At 29.9% G+C, this 21,045-nt stretch carries 20 protein-coding genes and 1 pseudogene; 13 read left to right on the top strand and 8 right to left on the bottom strand.

Going from position 1 to position 21,045, the window contains the following annotated elements; translation table 11 throughout:
- From BLU40_RS11785 to BLU40_RS11755, 7 genes and pseudogenes are all read right to left on the bottom strand, one after another.
- Positions 1–819, bottom strand: coding sequence for a 3'-5' exonuclease (locus BLU40_RS11785; RefSeq protein ID WP_090123700.1), 819 nt, complete (start codon positions 817–819; stop codon positions 1–3).
- A gap of 115 nt (positions 820–934) precedes the next feature.
- Positions 935–1,786, bottom strand: coding sequence for a PPK2 family polyphosphate kinase (locus BLU40_RS11780; protein ID WP_090123697.1), 852 nt, complete (start codon positions 1,784–1,786; stop codon positions 935–937).
- A gap of 63 nt (positions 1,787–1,849) precedes the next feature.
- A pseudogene (locus BLU40_RS11775) lies at positions 1,850–3,014 on the bottom strand (sigma-54-dependent transcriptional regulator).
- Positions 3,015–3,082: 68 nt separating this feature from the next.
- The gene (locus tag BLU40_RS11770; RefSeq protein WP_090123695.1) at positions 3,083–3,913 is read right to left on the bottom strand and encodes a mechanosensitive ion channel family protein; all 831 of its coding nucleotides are present in this window, start codon (positions 3,911–3,913) and stop codon (positions 3,083–3,085) included.
- Positions 3,914–3,916: 3 nt separating this feature from the next.
- Complete coding sequence (locus tag BLU40_RS11765) at positions 3,917–5,233, bottom strand: ABC transporter permease (RefSeq protein WP_090123692.1); 1,317 nt, start codon at positions 5,231–5,233, stop codon at positions 3,917–3,919.
- On the bottom strand, positions 5,226–6,152 hold the full coding sequence (locus BLU40_RS11760; RefSeq protein ID WP_090123689.1) for an ABC transporter ATP-binding protein: 927 nt from the start codon (positions 6,150–6,152) through the stop codon (positions 5,226–5,228). The genes BLU40_RS11765 and BLU40_RS11760 overlap by 8 nt, the downstream gene beginning before the upstream one ends.
- A 69-nt stretch (positions 6,153–6,221) precedes the next feature.
- On the bottom strand, positions 6,222–6,914 hold the full coding sequence (locus BLU40_RS11755) for an SdiA-regulated/phytase-like domain-containing protein (RefSeq protein WP_139170956.1): 693 nt from the start codon (positions 6,912–6,914) through the stop codon (positions 6,222–6,224).
- 131 nt (positions 6,915–7,045) lie between these two features.
- On the opposite strand from BLU40_RS11755, the gene BLU40_RS11750 reads away from it, so the two are divergent.
- From BLU40_RS11750 to BLU40_RS11715, 8 genes are all read left to right on the top strand, one after another.
- Positions 7,046–7,486 (top strand): MarR family winged helix-turn-helix transcriptional regulator, encoded by a 441-nt coding sequence (locus BLU40_RS11750; protein WP_090123683.1) that lies wholly within the window; start codon positions 7,046–7,048, stop codon positions 7,484–7,486.
- Positions 7,487–7,508: 22 nt separating this feature from the next.
- Complete coding sequence (locus tag BLU40_RS11745) at positions 7,509–9,908, top strand: 3-hydroxyacyl-CoA dehydrogenase/enoyl-CoA hydratase family protein (RefSeq protein WP_090123679.1); 2,400 nt, start codon at positions 7,509–7,511, stop codon at positions 9,906–9,908.
- A 40-nt stretch (positions 9,909–9,948) separates the two neighbouring features.
- Positions 9,949–10,326, top strand: coding sequence for a four helix bundle protein (locus BLU40_RS11740; RefSeq protein ID WP_090123675.1), 378 nt, complete (start codon positions 9,949–9,951; stop codon positions 10,324–10,326).
- Positions 10,327–10,338: 12 nt separating this feature from the next.
- Positions 10,339–11,523: a thiolase family protein gene (locus BLU40_RS11735; RefSeq protein ID WP_090123672.1), complete on the top strand. Its 1,185-nt coding sequence runs from the start codon at positions 10,339–10,341 to the stop codon at positions 11,521–11,523.
- Positions 11,524–11,565: 42 nt separating this feature from the next.
- The gene (locus tag BLU40_RS11730) at positions 11,566–11,934 is read left to right on the top strand and encodes a four helix bundle protein (RefSeq protein ID WP_090123670.1); all 369 of its coding nucleotides are present in this window, start codon (positions 11,566–11,568) and stop codon (positions 11,932–11,934) included.
- Between the two features lie 49 nt (positions 11,935–11,983).
- A complete protein-coding gene (locus tag BLU40_RS11725) occupies positions 11,984–13,777 on the top strand; it encodes an acyl-CoA dehydrogenase family protein (protein WP_090123668.1) in 1,794 nt (597 codons plus the stop codon).
- Between the two features lie 141 nt (positions 13,778–13,918).
- On the top strand, positions 13,919–14,329 hold the full coding sequence (locus tag BLU40_RS11720; RefSeq protein ID WP_090123666.1) for a hypothetical protein: 411 nt from the start codon (positions 13,919–13,921) through the stop codon (positions 14,327–14,329).
- A gap of 71 nt (positions 14,330–14,400) precedes the next feature.
- Entirely contained in the window at positions 14,401–15,162 is a 762-nt protein-coding gene (locus tag BLU40_RS11715; RefSeq protein ID WP_090123960.1) for an MBL fold metallo-hydrolase, read from the top strand.
- On the opposite strand, the gene BLU40_RS11710 is transcribed toward BLU40_RS11715, so the two are convergent.
- Positions 15,159–16,433 carry a DUF2851 family protein gene (locus BLU40_RS11710; RefSeq protein ID WP_090123662.1) on the bottom strand — a complete coding sequence of 425 codons (1,275 nt, stop codon included), beginning with the start codon at positions 16,431–16,433 and terminating at the stop codon, positions 15,159–15,161. The two genes, BLU40_RS11715 and BLU40_RS11710, sit on opposite strands and share 4 nt — an antisense overlap.
- A gap of 115 nt (positions 16,434–16,548) precedes the next feature.
- Between BLU40_RS11710 and BLU40_RS11705 the strand changes: the two genes are divergently transcribed.
- From BLU40_RS11705 to BLU40_RS11685, 5 genes are all read left to right on the top strand, one after another.
- On the top strand, positions 16,549–17,181 hold the full coding sequence (locus BLU40_RS11705; protein WP_090123660.1) for an NAD(P)H-dependent oxidoreductase: 633 nt from the start codon (positions 16,549–16,551) through the stop codon (positions 17,179–17,181).
- A gap of 29 nt (positions 17,182–17,210) precedes the next feature.
- On the top strand, positions 17,211–18,668 hold the full coding sequence (locus tag BLU40_RS11700; RefSeq protein ID WP_090123657.1) for an aminoacyl-histidine dipeptidase: 1,458 nt from the start codon (positions 17,211–17,213) through the stop codon (positions 18,666–18,668).
- 124 nt (positions 18,669–18,792) lie between these two features.
- A complete protein-coding gene (locus tag BLU40_RS11695; protein ID WP_090123654.1) occupies positions 18,793–19,557 on the top strand; it encodes a ParA family protein in 765 nt (254 codons plus the stop codon).
- 5 nt (positions 19,558–19,562) lie between these two features.
- Positions 19,563–20,465 (top strand): ParB/RepB/Spo0J family partition protein, encoded by a 903-nt coding sequence (locus BLU40_RS11690; RefSeq protein ID WP_090123651.1) that lies wholly within the window; start codon positions 19,563–19,565, stop codon positions 20,463–20,465.
- Positions 20,466–20,544: 79 nt separating this feature from the next.
- A complete protein-coding gene (locus tag BLU40_RS11685) occupies positions 20,545–21,045 on the top strand; it encodes a DUF5683 domain-containing protein (protein ID WP_245729940.1) in 501 nt (166 codons plus the stop codon).

The raw sequence follows: 21,045 nt of genomic DNA, 5'->3' as shown, positions 1-21,045 counted from the left end.
TTAAAGTTTTTGGTTGAATTTACTTTGTAAATCTGCCAATGTACTTTCAGTTTTTGGAGGAAATACTTTTTCTCTAATTTCTTTTAAAACTTGTTTTGTGTACAATGGAAAATCTGCGTTTTGTATCCAAGAAAAATAACCTTTATCTTTCTTTAAAATTTCTTTTACTTGTTGTCCTTTATATTTTCCGAAGGTGAAAATTTCGTTATCATCTTCATCATACTGAATAAAACCAGCAAAATCTGCTCTTCTATTATGCGTAGAAAATTTGTTTAAAAACTCAATGTTATTTTCTAAATCTTCGTATTTATCTAATTGAGCTTTTAAAATCTCGTAAGTTGCTTTAGTATCAGCCTCGGCAGAGTGCGCATTGTCTAAATTTTTATCGCAATAAAACTTATAACCAGCACTTAAAGTACGTTCTTCTTTTTTATGAAAAATTACTTGAACATCTACCGCTACTCTATCAATCATATTAAACTCTACTTCTGCTCTTAACATTTCTTCAGCAAGTAAAGGAATATCAAATCTATTTGAGTTAAAACCAGCTAAATCACATCCTTCAATTATTTTACTAACTTCTGGAGCTAACTCATTAAATGTTTTTTCGGTTACAACTTTTTCATTTGTTATACCGTGTATATCTGATGCTTCTTTTGGTATTTCCATTTCTGGATTTACCAACCAGGTTTTAGTTTCTTCTGTTCCATCTGGTGAAACTTTTAATATTGAAATTTCTACAATTCGATCTTTCGCAATATTGATTCCTGTTGTTTCTAGATCAAAAAATATAATTGGTTTTTCTAATTTTAATTCCATCGAATTTATGTATTTATTATAAGGTAAATATACAATTTGTAATTTACCATTTTAGCAATAAACCATAGCTTTTTTAAAACTTTTTAACAATAGTTTATTACTTGAAATATGTGTTTTAAGCCTCGTTTTCAAGCTGAGATTTATAGTTTTCTATTTCTACCTGATATTTTTTTGGCAACTCTGGTTCTTCAAAATTAAACTGCTCTAAAGTTTTTAAAATAGTTTTAGCTACAATTAAACGAGCTGTAGGTTTATCATCTGCAGGTATAATATACCAAGGTGCATAATCTGTAGATGTTTTATTTAGTAGATCTTCATAACAAAACTGATACTTATCCCATAGTTTGCGCTCTTTTAAATCTCCTGGTGAAAATTTCCAATTCTTTTCTTTTAAACGCAATCTTCTCAATAACCTATTTTTTTGTTCTTCTTTAGAAAGGTTTAAAAAGAATTTTAAAATTATAGTTCCGTTGGCTTCAATTTGTTTTTCAAAAGCATTAATTTCTTCCATTCTCTTATGGTAAAAATCATCATTTAAATCGTCTAAACTTTTTACTGAAGGAATATTCTCTCCAAAAACATATTCAGGATGTACGCGTGTTACCAATACGTTTTCATAATGAGTTCTATTAAAAACACCCAACTTTCCTTTTGCAGGTAACGCAATATAATGCCTCCATAAATAATTATGACTTTTTTCTAATTCTGTTGGCACTTTAAAACTATGTACAACAACACCACGCGCATTTACTTCTTTAAAAACCTCACGAATTAAACTATCCTTACCTGCAGTATCCATTCCTTGCAAACAAATTAATGCTGCGTATTTACCTTCGGCATACATGGTATCTTGAATTTTAGCTAATTTTTTTCTTACTTTTTTAAGCTTTTTTTCTGCATCATCAAAAACCTCTTTTGTACTTATATCGCTCAACTTTATTTGTGATGTTACTTTATAATTTTTCATTTCTTTTTTTATTTAAACAAAAAAGCCCCTCGAATGAGAGGTCTTTTTTAATATTATTCAATATTATTTACTTGCAAATAGTTTTATATCGTTTTCCGATACTTCTTGCTCTCCTAAGATAATTAAACGCTCTACAACATTTCTTAATTCACGTATATTACCTGTCCAATCGTATTCTTGCAACAATTTAATAGCCTTTTCTGAAAATGTTTTTTCAGCTGTACCTTGCTCTTTAGCTATTTGACTTGCAAAAAAGTTAATTAATAACGGAATATCATCTCTTCTTTCATTTAATGCCGGAACTTTAATTAAAATAACGGCTAACCTATGGTATAAATCCTCTCTAAATCTTCCTTCGGCAATTTCCTTTTTTTAAATCTTTATTTGTTGCCGCTACTACTCTTACATCTACCTTAATATCCTTATCGCTTCCAACTCTAGAAATTCTATTTTCTTGTAATGCCCTTAAAACTTTTGCTTGAGCAGAAAGACTCATATCTCCTATTTCATCTAAAAAAATAGTTCCCTTATTAGCTGCTTCAAATTTACCTGCCCTGTCTTTATTTGCTCCAGTAAAAGAACCTTTTACGTGCCCAAACAACTCACTTTCAATTAATTCCGAAGGAATAGCAGCGCAATTAACCTCAACCATTGGTGCTTTTACTCTTTCGCTTTTTTCGTGTAACCAGTGTGCAACTAACTCTTTACCAGTACCATTTGGCCCTGTAATTAAAACACGAGCATCTGTTGGCGCAACTTTCTCAATCATATTTTTAATATGAGAAATGCCTTCACTATCACCAATCATTTCGTATTTCTTACTTACTTTTTTCTTTAAGGCTTTGTTTTCTACAACTAAAGCGGTTCTATCCAAAGCAATTCTAACGGTATTTAAAAGCCTATTTAAATCTGGAGGTTTAGAAATATAGTCAAAAGCACCCAAACGCATTGTGTTTACAGCCGTATCTAAATCTCCATGGCCAGAAATCATTACCATTGGAATTTCAGGCTTTATTTTTTTAACTTTTTCTAACACCTCAACACCATCCATTTTTGGCATTTTAATATCGCATAAAACCAAATCAAAATCTGTTTTAGAAATCATTTCAATACCCACCAAACCATCTTCAGCTTCTTCTACTTGGTATGCATCATTTTCTTCTGAAATTATTTTTTTTAATACTCTGCGAATTGCAGCCTCATCTTCAATAATTAATATTTTACTCATTGCTAGTTGTTAATTTTTAGTTGTTGGTTATTAGTTTTCAAAAACATTCTTCATTTACTAATAAACCTTTACTCTATTTTTTTATACATATGTACATCTCTCTGCGGAAATGGTATTGTAATATTGTTTTCTCTAAATTTTTTGTCTATTTCGAAACGCAAATCACTTTTTATTTTTAATTGTAAAAAGCTATTATTTACTGTAAAAAGTAATCTAAATATTAGTGCACTATCACCAAAATCCATAAACAATACATCTGGTTTTTTAAATTTTAAAACCTGCGGATGATTTTTTGCTACTTCAATCAATATTTCTTTTACTTTTTCAACATCAGAGCCATAAGCTACCCCAATATCTATAGACTCAGTTGTTTTTTTTCCATTTTGAGTCCAATTATATAAACTATGCGTTAAAAACTTATGATTTGGAATTACTAATACTCTATCATCAACAGTTACCGCTCTTGTTGTTCTCAGTTTTATTTCAAAAACTCTGCCAACTTTACCATCAATTTCAATTATATCATTTACACGAAGTGCTTTATCTATAAAAATAAAAATTCCTGAAATTATATCTTGAAATAATGTTTGAAGCCCTAAACCAAGACCAACTAACAAAGCAGCTGAACCAGCAAGCAATACACTTACCTCAATACCAGACGATTGAAGAGTAATTATAAAAACTAAAATATAAACAAAATACTTTAAAAAAGAAAAAACACTACTAAATTTACCTTTATCTTCTTCGGCTAAACGTTTATTTACTAAACGCCTAATTAATTTCAAAATAATATTGGTTATTATAATAGTAACTATTAAAACAAGTATTGTTTTTACCGAAATATGAACCTTATCACTAAAGCTAAAAGAGAAATTTAATATGCTTTTAATTGTTTCCAACTGCTAATATTTTAACCATTTATACAATTCTTTATAAGTAGGTTTTTTACCATACATTAAAATACCAACTCTATAAATTTTTGCTGCAAACCATACAATTCCAATAAAAGTTACAACTAATAATACTATTGAAATTAATAATTGCCACCAAGGTACACCAAACGGAATACGCATTAACATAACTATTGGAGATGTTAATGGAAATATTGAAAAACCAACTGCAATTGGCCCGTGAGGATTTTCTATTACTGAAAAACCAACATAAATAGCAATCATTAAAGGCATTAGCACAGGCATCATAAATTGTTGCGTGTCTGTTTCGCTATCTACAGCTGCACCAATTGCTGCATATATTGAGCTATATATTAAGTAACCACCAATAAAGTAAATTATAAATGAAAAAAACATAGTCATAATTGGTAAATTTTTCATTTCAAGTAACACTAATTGTAAATCATTACTTGCTGTTTGCTGCACTTGCCCAACCATTTCAGAAGTCATTCCAACTCCTTGTGCTCCCGACATATCTGTAGCTTCTGGGCCAAAAATTAAAGTAACTACAGTTAATAATGCTCCTGCCGAAATCATCCAGATAATAAACTGTAAAACACCAGCTAAAGCGTTACCAAATATTTTACCTAACATTAATTGAAATGGTTTAACCGAAGAAATTATAACCTCTATTATTCTACTTGTTTTTTCTTCAATAACACTTCGCATTACTGATGTACCATAAATAATTATAAACATAAAAATTAGATAACCAAAACCACCACCTGCAGCCATTTTTAAAACGCTCCCAATTTTAGAAGATTTTTCTCCTGTAAAATTTTCTGTATTAAAATCTACTCTAGTTTCTGTAGTTTTCAACTTTTCTAAATCGAAATTTAATTCTTCTAACTTTAAATTTTGAATTTTCTTTTCTAGTCTACCTTCAATACTACTTAACAACCCTAAACTTGGAGAATCGGCTGAATAAAAAGAAATTCCTTCTGAAAGGTTGTTTAAATTTTCAGCTTTGGGAATATAAATTAAACCATAATAAAACTCGTTTGTTTTATTTTTGGCTTCTTCCAAACCAAGTTCAGTAATATTTAAATATTTAGTATGCTCTGAATTTTCAAAAACAGAAGCCAACATTCCACTTTCGTCTACATAAGCAACTGTTCTAATTTCTTCGCTATTTTTTTGATTTAAAAATACAATTAGCATGATTAAACCAACCATTAATAAAGGGCTTAAAATTGTCATTATAATAAATGACTTATTTTTAACTTTTGCTAAAAACTCTCGTTTTATAATTAATTTTAATTTATTCATTATTGGCAACAGCTTTTAAAAATATATCGTTAGCATTCGGAATTATTTCAGTAAAATGATTTATTTGGGCTTTACTGTTTAAAAATTTAATCAAATTTGTTGAAGTGTCATTTGCGCTCAATGTTACTAACATTCTTAAGTCTATATCGCTTTCTGCATCAGTTTTTTCAACCTCAAATTTTTCTTTAATTTCATTAAAAAGTTCAATTTTATTTTCGCATTGAAGTCCTACCTCAAATTTATTTTCTTTAAACTGAGATTTAATATCACTTAATTTTCCATCTAATATTTTATTAGATTTATTAATTAAAGCAATATGTTCGCACATTTCTTCAACAGATTCCATTCTATGTGTAGAAAAAATAATACTTGCACCTTCATCTCTTAATTTTAGAATTTCATCTTTAATTAAATTGGCATTAATTGGATCGAAACCACTAAACGGTTCATCAAAAATTAATAATTTTGGTTGATGCATAACAGTAACAATAAATTGCACTTTTTGCGCCATACCTTTAGAAAGTTCTTGAATTTTTTTATCCCACCAACTAGAAATATTAAATTTCTCAAACCAATAATCTAATTTTTTCTTAGCATCGCTTTTAGACATTCCCTTTAACTGAGCTAGATACAAAGCTTGCTCACCAACCTTCATACTTTTATATAAACCACGCTCTTCTGGCAAATAACCTATTTGATGCACGTGTTCTGGCTTTAACTCTTCCTTGTCTAAATAAATTTTACCAGAATCGGGTAAAGTAATCTGATTTATAATTCTAATTAATGAAGTTTTTCCTGCTCCATTTGGACCTAGTAGCCCAAATACACTTCCTTTTGGAACAGAAATAGAAACGTTGTTTAATGCTGTAAATTTCCCATAGGTTTTACTTACATTTTCAACTTTTAATACATTTTCCATGTGGCCTTTTTTTATCAACAAACGAAAGTAGCCTTATTTTATTAAAAATTTGTTAATCTATTCTAAATTTTATTGAAGTTTATCTATGTATTTCTGTTGAATTGTTTTCAAAAACTCGACAGTAGCTTTAGGTTTTACAATACGTAGCATTTCAATAATACCACCTTTATCGTACAAAATACCTTTGGCAATATCGTAATTTCTATCTGTTATATTATTTTTAATATCAAACGTATATTTTCTAAAATCGTCCCAATTCATAAACTTTGGCACTTGTACATAATAAGTATTATCTTCTAGATGAGATTTATAAATACCTTCATCTAATTCTTCAATATTAAAAAAACGATTAATTCTAATTATAGAATCTGTGTCTTTAAACTTTTCACTTTTTGCAAATTCAAAACCTTCATTTTTATAATGTTCTTGAATTGCTATAATTTCGGTATACCTATTAATACCTTTTACACGTACACCCGAAAGTTTTCTAGATCCTATTTTAACTTCGCATTTAGCTCCTGTAATATCTAAATTATGTTCTTTATTAATTTTTTGAGTTACACGAAGAATTTTTTCAAAGGAGTTTGGTTGCTTAGTTACAAATATTATTGATGTTGGTTTTTCAACATCTGTAAATCTAGTATAATAAGACTTGTAAGGATCAGGCACATTAATTACAAAAGTCTTATCAATTTTGTTAGCATCAACTGTATCAATATTTTCCTGAATAATAATTTTTCCTATCAACTCCCTTTTTGTCATAATGTTTTTGCTTTATAATTAGTTTCTTAAACTTATCTATTTTTTTTAAGTTTTCCAAACATAAGGGATTCATATTTTGATTTTTTTTAATTTTATTATGCGTGCATAACATTTTTTTATATATTTGGAAAATGCAAAAAGAATTAACTATAGATCACACACTTAGAGCAACTTGGCAAACAGTTGCTAAAATGTACAATGAACAAGCCGGCAAATACGAAAGTACAATGGCCATGGCATTTGTGTTGTTAAATATAGACAAAGAAAATGGAACTCCTTCTACTTCATTAGGTCCACAGATGGGAATGGAACCTACAAGTCTTTCTAGAATTTTAAAAAGTATGGAAGAAAAAGGTGCTATTTACAGAGAGCGAAACCCAGAAGATGGAAGAGGCGTTTTAATAAAATTAACTCCTTACGGATTAGAGAAACGTAAAATTTCTAAAGAACACGTTATACAATTTAACCAAACTGTTCGTAAACATATTTCAGAAGAAAAAATTAAACATTTTTTTGAAGTAACACAAACCATAAACACCTTAATTAACAATAAAAAAATATTTAACAAATAAACATCTAACTAAAAATTACACAATGAAACGACCAATTAAAAAAGTTGCAGTAATTGGTTCCGGTATTATGGGATCAGGTATTGCGTGTCATTTTGCAAACATAGGTGTAGAAGTTTTGTTACTCGATATTGTTCCGTTTGAACTGAACGATAAAGAGAAAGCAAAAGGACTAACACTTAAGGATAAAGTGGTTAGAAATAGAATGGTTAACGATAGTCTAACAAAATCGTTAAAATCAAAGCCATCACCTATTTACAACCAAAAGTTTGCTAAAAGAATTTCAACAGGAAATCTAGAAGACGACATTCACAAAATAAAAGATGTGGATTGGATTATGGAAGTTGTTGTTGAACGTCTAGACATTAAACAACAGGTTTTTGAAAAAATTGAAAAACACCGTAAACCGGGTACTTTAATTACTTCAAACACTTCTGGTATTCCTATTCAATTTATGAATGAAGGAAGAAGCGAAGATTTTCAACAACATTTTGCTGTTACACATTTCTTTAATCCTCCTCGTTATTTAAAATTATTTGAAGTAGTTCCAGGACCAAATTGTAAACAAGAAGTCACAGACTTTTTAATGAATTATGGTGAAAAATTCTTAGGAAAAACTTCGGTACTAGCAAAAGACACCCCTGCTTTTATTGGTAACAGAATAGGAATTTTTGGAATTATGAGTCTTTTTCACCAAGTTAAAGAATTAGGTTTAACTGTTGAAGAAGTAGATAAATTAACTGGTCCGGTTATTGGACGCCCAAAATCTGCAACATTTAGAACAGTAGATGTTGTTGGTTTAGACACATTAGTACACGTAGCAAACGGAATATATAAAAACTGCCCTGAAGACGAAGCCCACGAGCTATTTAAACTGCCTGATTTTATTGATACAATGATGGAAAACAAATGGCTTGGAAGTAAAACCAAACAAGGTTTTTACAAAAAAGTTGTTGAAGGTGGTAAAAAATCAATTCACTCATTAAATCTAGACACGCTAGAATATAGCCCTAGTAAAAAAGCAAAATTCGCAACCTTAGAATTAACTAAATCTGTTGATAAAGTTATTGACCGTTTTAAAATACTTGTAAAAGGTAAAGATAAAGCTGGAGAGTTCTACAGAAAGAATTTTGCCGCAATGTTTGGCTATGTTCAAAATAGAATCCCAGAAATTTCTGATGAATTGTACCGTTTAGATGATGCTATGAAAGCTGGTTTTGGATGGCAACACGGACCTTTTGAAATTTGGGATGCTATTGGAGTTGAAAAAGGTATTGAATTAATGCAAGCTGAAAACATTCCTGTTGCTTCTTGGGTTACTGAAATGGTGGCTGCTGGAAATAAAAAATTCTACACTGTTTGCGATGGCGCTAAGTATTTTTATGATGTTCCTTCAAAAGAACAAGTTAAAATACCAGGCCAAGATAGCTTTATAATTCTAGATAATATTAGAGAAGCAAAAACTATTTGGTCTAATTCAGGAGCATCTATTCAACATTTAGGAGACGGAGTTTTAAATGTAGAATTCCAATCTAAAATGAATACACTCGGAGGCGAAGTTTTACAAGCAATAAATAAAGGTATTGATTTAGCCGAAACTGAATACGAAGCTGTAATTTTAGGAAACCAAGCAGAGCATTTTACTGTTGGTGCCAATTTAGCAATGGTATTTATGATGGCTGTTGAACAAGAATATGACGAGTTAAATTTCTCTGTAAAATATTTCCAAGATACCGTAATGCGATTACGCTATTCTTCTTGCCCAACAATTGTTGCGCCACACGGTTACACTTTTGGTGGTGGTTGTGAATTAAGTTTACACGCCGATAAAGTAATTGCTGCTGCAGAAACTTATATTGGATTGGTTGAATTTGGAGTTGGAATAATTCCTGGTGGAGCTGGTTCAAAAGAAATGGCTATTAGAGCTTCTGAAGGAGTTTTAAAAGATGATGTAAAATTAAATAAACTTCGTGATTACTTTATAAATGTTGCAATGGCTAAAGTTGCCACATCTGCTCACGAAGCTTATGATTTAGGTTTTTTCAAAAAACATAAAGATTTAGTTGTAGTTAATAAAGATCGTCAAATTGCTACGGCAAAACGCCATGCAATTCAACTATTAGAAGATGGTTATACACAACCTGCAAATAAAAAAGTTCAAGTTTATGGCCAACAAGCTTTAGGTATGTTCTTAGTTGGAACTGATAGTTTGGTGAATGGAAAATATGCTTCAGAACACGATCAAAAAATAGCTAATAAATTAGGTTATGTAATGGCAGGTGGAGATTTGTCTGAACCTACTTTTGTTTCAGAGCAATATTTATTAGATCTAGAGCGTGAAGCTTTTATGAGTTTATGTGCAGAGCGTAAAACATTAGAACGTATTGAGCATATGTTAAAAACTGGTAAACCGTTACGTAATTAGTAATGAGAATTGAGAATTCAGTATTGAGTAATTAGAAGTTATGCATAAAGTTGAAGACTTAAAAATTTGGCAAAAATCAATGCAACTAACAAAATTAGTTTACAAAGTTGTATCTGATCTTCCTTCTGATGAAAAATACGGTTTAATTTCTCAAATTAAACGAAGTTCTATCTCAATACCTTCAAATATTGCAGAAGGTGCTGGAAGAAATTCAAATAAAGAATTTAAACATTTTTTGAGTATAGCAAATGGTTCATCTTATGAACTTCATACCCAATTAACTTTAACAGTAGAATTAAATTTAATTCAAAAGGAAAAAATTCAACCTGTTTTATCTTTAATTATTGAAGTTCAAAAAATGAATTATTCATTTCAAAAGAGACTTAATAATATCTCAAATCTCAATACTCAAATCTAATAGCTAAATAAAATGAAAACAGCATATATAGTACAAGGATATAGAACAGCAGTTGGAAAGGCTCCAAAAGGAGTATTTAGGTTTAAAAGACCTGACGAACTTGCTGCAGAAACTATTGAACATTTATTAAAAGATATACCACAATTAGATAAAAAACGTATTGACGATGTAATTGTAGGAAACGCAATGCCTGAAGCGGAACAAGGTTTAAATGTAGGTCGTTTAATTTCATTAATGGGATTAAAAATTGAAGACGTTCCAGGTATGACTGTAAACAGATATTGTGCATCGGGATTAGAAACCGTAAGTATAGCAGTTGCTAAAATTCAATCTGGAATGGCAGATTGTATTATTGCCGGTGGTGTAGAAAGTATGAGTTATATTCCAATGGGAGGTTATCGTCCAGTTCCAAATTATAAATCGGCCAAAGAAGGTAATGAAGATTATTATTGGGGAATGGGTTTAACTGCTGAAGCCGTTGCTGAACAATTTAAAGTTTCTCGTGAAGACCAAGATGCTTTTGCATTTAATTCGCATATGAAAGCTTTAAAAGCTCAAGCAGAAAACAAATTCGACGAAGATATAGCTCCTATTACTGTGGAAAGCATCTTTTTAGATGAAAACAGTAAAAAACAAACTAAAAATTATACGGTAACTTCAGATGAAGGTCCTAGAAAAGGAACTTCATTAGAAGCGCTAGCTAAGCTAAGACCTGTATTTGCTCAAGGAGGAAGTGTTACTGCTGGTAACTCATCTCAAATGAGTGATGGAGCAGCCTTTTTATTAGTTATGAGCGAAGAAATGGTTAAAGAATTAAACCTTGAACCAATTGCTCGTATGGTTTCATTTGCTGCAGTAGGTGTTGAACCTAGAATTATGGGAATTGGTCCTGTAAAAGCTGTTCCAAAAGTATTACAACAAGCTAATATGAAATTAAGCGACATTGATTTATTTGAATTAAATGAAGCTTTTGCATCGCAATCATTAGCCGTAATGAGAGAGTTAGATCTAAACCCAGACATTGTAAATGTAAATGGTGGAGCTATTGCATTAGGTCATCCTCTTGGATGTACAGGAGCAAAACTAACTGTACAATTATTAAATGAAATGCGCCGAAGAAAAAACAAATATGGTATTGTTACTATGTGTGTTGGTGCAGGACAAGGTGCAGCAGGTGTTTATGAATTATTAAAATAGAATTCAGAAAAAAGAAAAGAGAAAAGAGATTTTCAGAGATTAATGAATAATAGAACTAGACATAATTATAAGAACCTAAAAATTTGGCAATTAGGATTAGAAATTTCAAATGACATCTCTGATGTTTTACTTGACTTTCCTAAACACGAAATGTACGATTTAAGTTCTCAATTAAGTAGATGTTCTATTTCAATACCAAGCAATATTGCTGAAGGTTCTGCAAGAACAAATAAATCTTTTTCTCATTTCTTAGATATCTCTCTTGGTTCTTCATTTGAACTAGGAACACAATTACTAGTGGCTCACCACAGAAAGTATATAACTAAACCAATATTAACAACATTAGAAAGTAAAATTGAAGAATTTCAAAAAATGACTATGGGTTTTCAAAATGTTTTAAAAACAAACTAAAACTTTGTCTTTATTCTTTAATCTATTTTCTCAAATCTAAAAAATAAAAATGGCAAATATTAAAGGAGGAGAATTCCTAATAAAAGAAATTAAAGCTGAAGATATATTTATATCTGAAGAATTTAATGAAGAACAAAATATGATGAAAGAAGCGGTTGTAGAATTTATAGACCGTGAAGTTTGGCCTCATAAAGAACGTTTCGAAGGAAAAGATTATGCACTAACTGAAGAAGTAATGCGTAAAGCTGGAGAAATGGGATTTTTAGGTGTTTCAATTCCTGAAAAATATGGAGGAATTGGAATGGGGTTTGTTTCAACAATGTTGGTAACAGATTATATTTCATCTGCTACCGGATCGCTTGGAACTGCTTTTGGTGCACATACAGGAATTGGAACAATGCCAATTTTCTTATATGGTACTGAAGATCAAAAAAACAAATATTTACCTTGGTTAACTTCAGGCGAAAAATTTGGAGCTTATTGTTTAACTGAGCCTGGAGCTGGTAGTGATGCCAACTCAGGAAAAACTACTGCTGAATTAACAGAAGACGGAAAACATTATAAAATTAACGGTCAAAAAATGTGGATTTCAAACGCAGGTTTTGCTGAAGTTTTTATAGTTTTTGCTCGTATAGAAGATGATAAAAAAATTACAGCATTTATTTTAGATTATGACAAAGAAAATCCGAATGGTGTTACTTTAGGTGAAGAGGAACATAAATTAGGTATTACCTCATCTTCTACTCGACAAGTATTTTTTGAAAACACGTTAATTCCTGTTGAAAATATGCTTTCTGAAAGAGCTAAAGGTTTTAAAATTGCCATGAACTCTTTAAATGTTGGACGTATTAAATTAGGTGCTGCTTGTTTAGATGCTAGTAGACGTATTATTACTAATTCAGTTCAATATGGTAACGAGCGTAAGCAATTTAAAACTGCCATTTCTAACTTTGGAGCTATTCAAAAAAAGTATGCAGATATGTGTACTAAAACTTTTACAATAGACGCTGCTTGTTATAGAGCTGCTAAAGACATTCAAAATATGGTGGATGGCCTTTTAGCTGAAGGAAAATCGCATCAAGAAGCAGAATTAGCTGCTTTTCAAGAGTATGCAATTGAATGTGCTATTATAAAGGTATATGCTTCTGAAGTATCTCAATTTGTATCAGACGAAGGAATTCAAATTTTTGGAGGAATGGGATTCTCTAAAGACACTCCTATGGAAAGTGCTTGGAGAGATGCTCGTATTACAAGAATTTACGAAGGAACCAATGAAATAAATAGATTACTAACTGTTGGAATGTTGCTTAAAAAAGCAATGAAAGGCCAAATTGATGTTATGACACCTGCAATGGAAGTTGGAAGTAGCTTAATGGGAATACCATCTTTTGACACTCCAGATTTTTCTGAAGTACTATCAGAAGAAAAAGTAATGCTAGACAAATTAAAAAAGGCATTTTTAATGGTTGCTGGTAAAGCGGTTCAAACTTTTGGAATGGATCTAGATAAACATCAACAATTAATTTTAGCTGCTGCTGAAATTATGATTGAGATTTACATGGCTGAATCTGCAATACTTAAAGCTGAAAAATTAGTAAAATCTACTTCAAAAAAAGAAGCTGAATGCCAAATTGCAATGGCTAAATTAAATTTATTCAATGCTATTGAAACAACAAATAGTTTTGGTAAAGAAGCCATTTTATATTTTGCTGAAGGAGATGAGCAACGAATGATGCTTATGGGATTAAAACGTTTTACAAAATATGTAAACAACCCTAACCCTATTGCGTTAAGAAAAGTTATTGCCGAAAAGCTAATTGCCGAAAACAAATATTGCTTTTAATAGATAATTCAATCAATACCAAAAATGCTATAACTTAATTGTTATAGCATTTTTTATTTTTATGCAATATTCAATTTATTTTTTTTGTAACTTTATGTAGAAAATTTACTACAAAACACTTAACAATATAAAACTTCTACTATGAAACAAAATCTAGGAATTTGGATAGACACAAAACACGCAGTCTTAATAAAACTAACTGAAGAAGGACACTCAATGAAAAAAATTGATTCTCATATTCAATTAAAAATGAGAATTGCTGGTGAAACTAAAAAGTTTGGACGTTTTGGTAGTCAATATTTAACCTACGAAAAAAATAGACAAAATAGACGCAAACTTCAAACTCATAATTTTATTAGAGGCTTGTTTAAATATATTCATAAATGTGATGCATTGGTAATATTTGGCCCTTCTAAAATGAAAACGGAATTAAAAAGAGAACTAGATCAAAATATATTACTTGGACAAAAAATTGTTGGAATACACGATTCTGGTCAAATTTCGGACAAGCAAATAGTAGCTTGGGTTAAAAATTATTTTGAAAACAATTAGTATTAAAACTCAAATTCTAAAAATTGGCACGCTATTGGTTATTAACTATAATAACTATAGAAAATTTTAACATGAAATATATTTTTACACAATTTGCATTATTATTTATTGCAACACAAATAAGTTTTGCTCAAACTGCAAACAAAGACGTTTTAAAAACTGCAAATGGGCAAATTGAGATTAAACCTATTACACATAGTAGTTTTGTGTTAACTTATAATAATAAAACAATTTATGTAGATCCACATGGAGGCTTTGATTTCTATAAAAATGAAACAAAACCCGATGTAATACTAATTACAGATATTCACCCAGATCATTTAGACTTAAAAACTATAGAAGCTATTGACACTTCTAACGCTATTTTTATAGTACCGTTAGAAGTATCAATGCAACTTCCAGAAAAATACCTTTCAAAAACTACAATTCTAAACAACGGACAAGGTGTGCATCGTTTAGATATGTTTGTACAAGCTATACCAATGTATAATTTACCTGAAGAAGCAACTTCTAAACATCCAAAAGGCAGAGGTAATGGCTATGTTTTAAATATTGATGATAAGCGAATTTACATTTCTGGAGATACCGAAGATATTGTTGAAATGAGAACTCTTGTAGATATTGATGTTGCTTTTGTTTGTATGAATTTACCATACACAATGGATATCAATCAAGCTGCAGAGGCTGTTTTAGAATTTCAACCAAAAATTGTATACCCATACCATTACAGAGGTAAAGGTAATTTTAGCGATGTTAATAAATTTAAAGAGTTGGTAAATACCGAAAACCAAAATATTGAAGTTAGAATTAGAAAATGGTACCCAAACAATTAACTAGTCAATAAAGTTTTACCAACAGCACAGTTTAAACATTTTAACTTACTACAATATTCATTTTTAAGCTGCAACAATGCTTGGGTTTCAAAAGCGTTTGTCGATTTAATTTTTAAGGAGTCAAAGTTTGAAATAATACTATTCTTTTCTGGTTTTATAGCTTCAATAAGTTTCATTATTTCTGCATAATCCGTTTTACCTTGCTGTTGCAAATACAAAAACTTAAAAGGTATTATTACATTTATTAATAACAAATCTACAAATGCCTTAGTTATTTTTTTTACATTTTTTTTTGAAGTAGTTTCAAACGTATAATGTGTTTCCCAGTACTCCGTTGTAGTAACTTCAAACAACTTATAAAAACCATCTAATGAATTTATTTCTATAATTTTAGAAAACAAATTTTGATGTTTATGATACAAAGTTGCCAACTGAGATAATCGTATTGTTGGAAAGTTATTGGGGCGTAACCTAAAAAATTGAATTTCATTTTTATTTATTGAAGTAGTTTTAAATTTGCTTTTTAAATAGTTATATTCACTTTTAAGTGAATTATAATAAGTACTTTCATATTCATTCTCCAATAAACCTGCTTGTCCAAAAAATAAGGCTTCTAACTGAAATAAATTTGATCCTGTTTTGCGCACTAGTGAAAAATCGAATGAGTTCGAAAAATTATAAAATGAATCTCCATTTACTTTTAAACCAAAAGCTTTAGACAAAAAACTAAAAAATACAGTTTCCCAATTATAATTTGAGTTTTTTAATTTTTGGCTAATTAAACTAGATTTTTGCTCTAAACGCTCAAAGTATAATTGTTCAAAAAAATGATTTAAAACAAAACTATCTATATTTTCAATTTCATTTTCGCAATTAATCCATTTTTTAGGTTGCAAAAACAACTTATTATACTGAGCTAATACAACTGGAGAAATAAAGTTTTTAAGTTCTAATGTTACAATATTTTCATTAGTATTTCTAAAAACCTCAACATCGTGTTCCCAAACAACATGTAAAATAATTGAATTGTAACGCTCATCTTCTTGATGATTATGTTCGTACCAATTAGACGATTTTACATGAATTTCAACATTACCAACCCAAAGTTGATTTGCTATTTTTATTTTACTGTTAAAAAAATCTGGCCCTGAATTTAAATTCTCTGTACCTGCCGAAATAATTTCAATTAAATCGCCTTTTGTAGACAATATTTTTTTTTTAGTGGTAAACATTTTAAGTTTCCACACAAAGTGTAGTAAATTTTCTTTCATAGCATTTTTATTCTCTCTAAATATAAAAATTAACTTTTAATTGTAAAAATTGGAAACTAAACATATGCTATTTTCAACTTTTTTAAATTAGTTTTGTATAAATAAACTTTTAAAAATGGATATTATAAGTAGTTTAGAATGGAGGTATGCGACAAAAAAATTCGATCCTTCAAAAAAACTTACAAAGCAACAAATTGAAACTTTAAAAAAGGCTTTCAATTTAACTGCAACTTCATTTGGTTTACAGCCAATTAAATTAATAATTATTGAAAATAAGGAACTTCAAGAAAAATTTGTTGAGCATTCTTATTTTCAACGTCAAGTAGCTGATTGTTCTCACTTATTAGTTTTATGTATTGAAAAAGATACTTCAGAAAAGGAAGTGAACAACTATTTTGATCTTGAAATTAAAACTAGAGGAACTAGCGAAGAAGTTGTAAGTACATTTAGAAATCAATTAGTTGACATGTACAAAAATATGAGTTTAGAAGACAGACAACTTTCTGCTAAATACCAAACTTACATTGCTTTAGGTAATTTAATGACTGTTTGTGCTGTTGAAAAAATTGACAATTGCCCAATGGAAGGTTTTGTACCTAATAAAGTTGATGAATTACTTAACTTAGCTGATAAAAATTTACAATCTGTTTTAATGTTACCTGTTGGATATAGAGCCGAAGATGATGTTATGAACGGACTTAAAAAAGTAAGAAAACCAATGCAGGAAACTGTTATTGAAATTTCATAAAAACACCAATTATTAAAAATACAATTATTATGAGTAACGAAATAAGAAACCTTGAACCAAAAGAACTTTGGAACAATTTCGCAGACTTAAATGCGGTTCCTCGTGGTTCAAAAAAAGAAGAAAAGGTAATACAATTTATGGTTGATTTTGGAAACAATTTAAACCTAGAAACTGTTGTAGATCCTGTTGGAAACGTAATTATTAAAAAACCTGCTACTCAAGGTTTAGAAAATAGAAAAACCGTTGTAATGCAATCGCATTTAGATATGGTTCATCAAAAAAACGCCGATACTACTTTTGATTTTGATACAGAAGGTATTAAAATGATTATTGATGGTGAATGGGTAAAAGCTGATGGTACAACTTTAGGTGCCGATAATGGTTTAGGAGTTGCTGCAATTATGGCTGTTTTAGCTTCAAAAGAAATTAAACACCCAGCTATTGAAGCTTTATTTACTATAGATGAAGAAACTGGAATGACCGGAGCAATGGGCTTACAAGCCGGTTATTTAGATGGTGAAATTTTATTAAATTTAGATACCGAAGAAGATGACGAAATTGATATAGGTTGCGCAGGTGGTATTGATATTACTGCAGACAATACTTATAACGAAGTAAATTCACCAACAAATAGTGAATCTTATACTATTTCTGTAAAAGGATTAAGTGGTGGACACTCTGGTATGGACATTGACAAAGGTTTAGGAAATGCCAACAAAATAATGAACCGTTTAATGTATGAAACTCGTGAGTTTATTCGTATTTCAGAAATTAAAGGTGGTGGATTAAGAAATGCTATTCCAAGAGAAAGTTTTGCAAAAATTGTTGTTTACAATTCTAATAAAAAAGCATTCGAAAAAAAGTTTAACAAAGTAGTTAAACATATTAAAAACGAGTTTAAAACTAAGGAAACTAACTTAGATATTTCATTTAACAAAATAGATGAAAATTTAAAAGTAATGACAACAATTAGCCAGTCTACACTTTTAAATATTATTTACTCTTTACATAACGGAGTTTATACTATGAGCCCAGATATGGAAAACTTAGTAGAAACATCTAACAACATTGCAAGAGTTATTGTAAAAGACGAAAATATTGAAATTGCTTGTTTAACACGTTCATCTGTTGAAACTTCTAAAACAGATTTAGCAAATTCGTTAACTTCTACTTTTGAGTTGGGTGGATATAGCGTTAAACAATCTGGTTCTTATCCTGGTTGGAAACCAAATATAGATTCTCCAATTTTAAAAGTAATGAGCAAAACTTACGAAGATTTATTTAACAGTAAACCAGATGTAGTTGCTTGTCACGCAGGCTTAGAATGTGGTATTTTAGGAACAAATTACCCAGAAATGGATATGATTTCTTTTGGACCAACTATACAAGGAGCTCACTCTCCAGACGAAAGAGCAAATATAAAATCATCGCAAAAATTTTGGAAATTTTTGTTGGTAATTTTAGAAAACATACCAGTAAAAAAATAACAAATACTATAAAAGAGGTTGATTTTCAACCTCTTTTATTTTTTAGGGCTTTGTTAACAATATCTTCTTTTATAAACCATAAATAATTGTATTTTTACATCTTAAAATAATTCTTATAATTTTTATGGGCAAAATAATTGCAATAGCCAATCAAAAAGGTGGTGTTGGTAAAACAACTACAACTGTTAATTTAGCAGCAGCATTAGGTGTACTAGAGAAAAAAGTATTATTGATTGATGCCGATCCTCAAGCAAATGCTTCTTCAGGTTTAGGAGTTATTGTTGAAGAGGTTGAATACGGTACATATCAATTGTTAGAACATGCTATTTCTGCAAAAGATGCAGTTGTGGCTACAAACTCGCCAAACGTATCTTTAATTCCTGCTCATATAGATTTGGTTGCTATCGAAATTGAATTAGTAGATAAAGACAATAGAGAGTATATGTTGAAGCAAGCTCTAGAAGAAATTAAAGATGATTACGATTATATTTTAATTGACTGTGCTCCTTCATTAGGTTTAATTACTTTAAATGCTTTGGTAGCGGCAGACTCTGTTGCAATACCAATTCAATGCGAATATTTTGCATTAGAAGGTCTAGGAAAATTATTGAACACCATTAAAAGTGTTCAAAAAATACACAACCCAAATTTAGATATAGAAGGCCTACTTTTAACTATGTACGATTCTCGTTTACGTTTATCTAACCAAGTTGTAGAAGAAGTTAAAAAACATTTTCAAGATATGGTTTTTGATACCATAATACAGCGAAATGTTAGATTAAGTGAAGCTCCAAGTTTTGGTGAAAGTATTATAGCTTATGATGCCACAAGTCGTGGTGCCGTAAATTATATTAACTTAGCCAACGAAATTCTAAAAAAGAATAAATAATAAAAATGGCAAAAGCAACAAAAAAGCAAGCTTTAGGAAGAGGTTTATCTGCCTTATTAAAAGAAAACTCACCAGAAATAAACTCTGTTGAAGATAAAAACGCTGATAAACTAGTTGGAAACATTGTTGAAATTGATATTGATAAAATTGATGTTAACCCTTTTCAACCAAGAAGTTATTTTAATGAAGAAGCCTTACGAGAATTAGCAACTTCTATTAAAGAACTAGGTGTTATTCAACCAATTACTGTTAGAAAACTAGGTGATAAATTTCAACTAGTTTCTGGAGAACGAAGATTTAGAGCTTCTAAATTAATTGGAAACACTACAGTTCCTGCTTATATTAGACTTGCCAACGACCAAGAAATGCTAGAAATGGCATTGGTAGAAAATATACAGCGAAAAGATTTAGATCCAATTGAAGTTGCATTATCATACCAACGTTTAATTGATGAAATAGATTTAACGCAAGAACAAATGAGCCAACGCGTTGGTAAAAAACGTTCTACTATTACAAACTATTTACGCTTACTAAAACTTGACCCAATTATTCAAACAGGTATGCGTGATGGTTTTTTATCTATGGGACACGGTAGAGCCTTAATTAACGTAGATAATACAGATGATCAATTAGATATTTACGAAAAAATAATTCAACAAAAACTATCTGTACGCCAAACTGAGCAATTAGTTAAAGCGCTTAAAGATGGTGGTGATGTTGAAGTTAAACCTAAAACGGTTGCTAAAACTGTTGAAGTTCCAAAATTTGTAAATAAAGGGTTAAAAACTTTTAGCGAATACTTTGGACATAAAATAGACGTTAAACTATCAGGTAATGACAAAGGAAAAATTATGATTCCTTTTCATTCTGAAGAAGATTTTAACAGAATTAAAAAACTACTTGAATAGATTGAAAAAACATATATTCATATTTTCTTTATTATTTTTTTCAATAGGTTTATGTAACTCATATTCGCAAACTAAAAACGTGAATATTAAAGTTCAAGACTCTATTGTGCCAAAATACGATTTTGACGTACTATCGCCATCAAAAGCTGCTTTTTACTCTGCAATTTTACCTGGTCTAGGTCAAGCATACAATAAAAAATATTGGAAAATTCCTTTTGTTTATGGTGCCTTAGGTACTGGTATTTATTTTTATTCAGCAAATAATAAAAATTACGACAGAGCCAGAACTGCTTATAAACTTAGATTAAATGGTAAACCAGATGAATTTGATGGCTTAGGTGATCATATTTTATTATCAGATGATGCGCTTGTTACTGCTCAAAAAGGATATAAAAAAGATAGAGATTTATCGCTGTTAGTTACTGTTGCTTTGTATGTATTACAAATACTTGAAGCTAGTACTAACGCTCACCTTATACAACATAATGTAGACAATAACTTATCTATTGAACCAACAATTATTCAAGATTTTAACTCGAATAATGCTATTGTTGGAGCTTCGTTAAGTTTTAAATTTTAA

The sequence above is a fragment of the Lutibacter oricola genome, from assembly GCF_900106565.1.
Lineage (GTDB): Bacteria > Bacteroidota > Bacteroidia > Flavobacteriales > Flavobacteriaceae > Lutibacter > Lutibacter oricola.
The sequence above is the reverse complement of the archived record's forward strand: the minus strand, read 5'-3'. Positions and strand labels throughout refer to the sequence as shown.

Coding starts and splice junctions, on each gene's coding strand:
- BLU40_RS11730 (WP_090123670.1), top strand. CDS start 11,566: ATGAATAATAGAACTAGACATAATTATAAGAACCTAAAAATTTGGCAA.
- BLU40_RS11720 (WP_090123666.1), top strand. CDS start 13,919: ATGAAACAAAATCTAGGAATTTGGATAGACACAAAACACGCAGTCTTA.
- BLU40_RS11760 (WP_090123689.1), bottom strand. CDS start 6,152: ATGGAAAATGTATTAAAAGTTGAAAATGTAAGTAAAACCTATGGGAAA.
- BLU40_RS11765 (WP_090123692.1), bottom strand. CDS start 5,233: ATGAATAAATTAAAATTAATTATAAAACGAGAGTTTTTAGCAAAAGTT.
- BLU40_RS11745 (WP_090123679.1), top strand. CDS start 7,509: ATGAAACGACCAATTAAAAAAGTTGCAGTAATTGGTTCCGGTATTATG.
- BLU40_RS11690 (WP_090123651.1), top strand. CDS start 19,563: ATGGCAAAAGCAACAAAAAAGCAAGCTTTAGGAAGAGGTTTATCTGCC.
- BLU40_RS11735 (WP_090123672.1), top strand. CDS start 10,339: ATGAAAACAGCATATATAGTACAAGGATATAGAACAGCAGTTGGAAAG.
- BLU40_RS11740 (WP_090123675.1), top strand. CDS start 9,949: ATGCATAAAGTTGAAGACTTAAAAATTTGGCAAAAATCAATGCAACTA.
- BLU40_RS11725 (WP_090123668.1), top strand. CDS start 11,984: ATGGCAAATATTAAAGGAGGAGAATTCCTAATAAAAGAAATTAAAGCT.
- BLU40_RS11700 (WP_090123657.1), top strand. CDS start 17,211: ATGAGTAACGAAATAAGAAACCTTGAACCAAAAGAACTTTGGAACAAT.
- BLU40_RS11755 (WP_139170956.1), bottom strand. CDS start 6,914: ATGACAAAAAGGGAGTTGATAGGAAAAATTATTATTCAGGAAAATATT.
- BLU40_RS11780 (WP_090123697.1), bottom strand. CDS start 1,786: ATGAAAAATTATAAAGTAACATCACAAATAAAGTTGAGCGATATAAGT.
- BLU40_RS11715 (WP_090123960.1), top strand. CDS start 14,401: ATGAAATATATTTTTACACAATTTGCATTATTATTTATTGCAACACAA.
- BLU40_RS11705 (WP_090123660.1), top strand. CDS start 16,549: ATGGATATTATAAGTAGTTTAGAATGGAGGTATGCGACAAAAAAATTC.
- BLU40_RS11695 (WP_090123654.1), top strand. CDS start 18,793: ATGGGCAAAATAATTGCAATAGCCAATCAAAAAGGTGGTGTTGGTAAA.
- BLU40_RS11750 (WP_090123683.1), top strand. CDS start 7,046: ATGCAAAAAGAATTAACTATAGATCACACACTTAGAGCAACTTGGCAA.
- BLU40_RS11710 (WP_090123662.1), bottom strand. CDS start 16,433: ATGAAAGAAAATTTACTACACTTTGTGTGGAAACTTAAAATGTTTACC.
- BLU40_RS11785 (WP_090123700.1), bottom strand. CDS start 819: ATGGAATTAAAATTAGAAAAACCAATTATATTTTTTGATCTAGAAACA.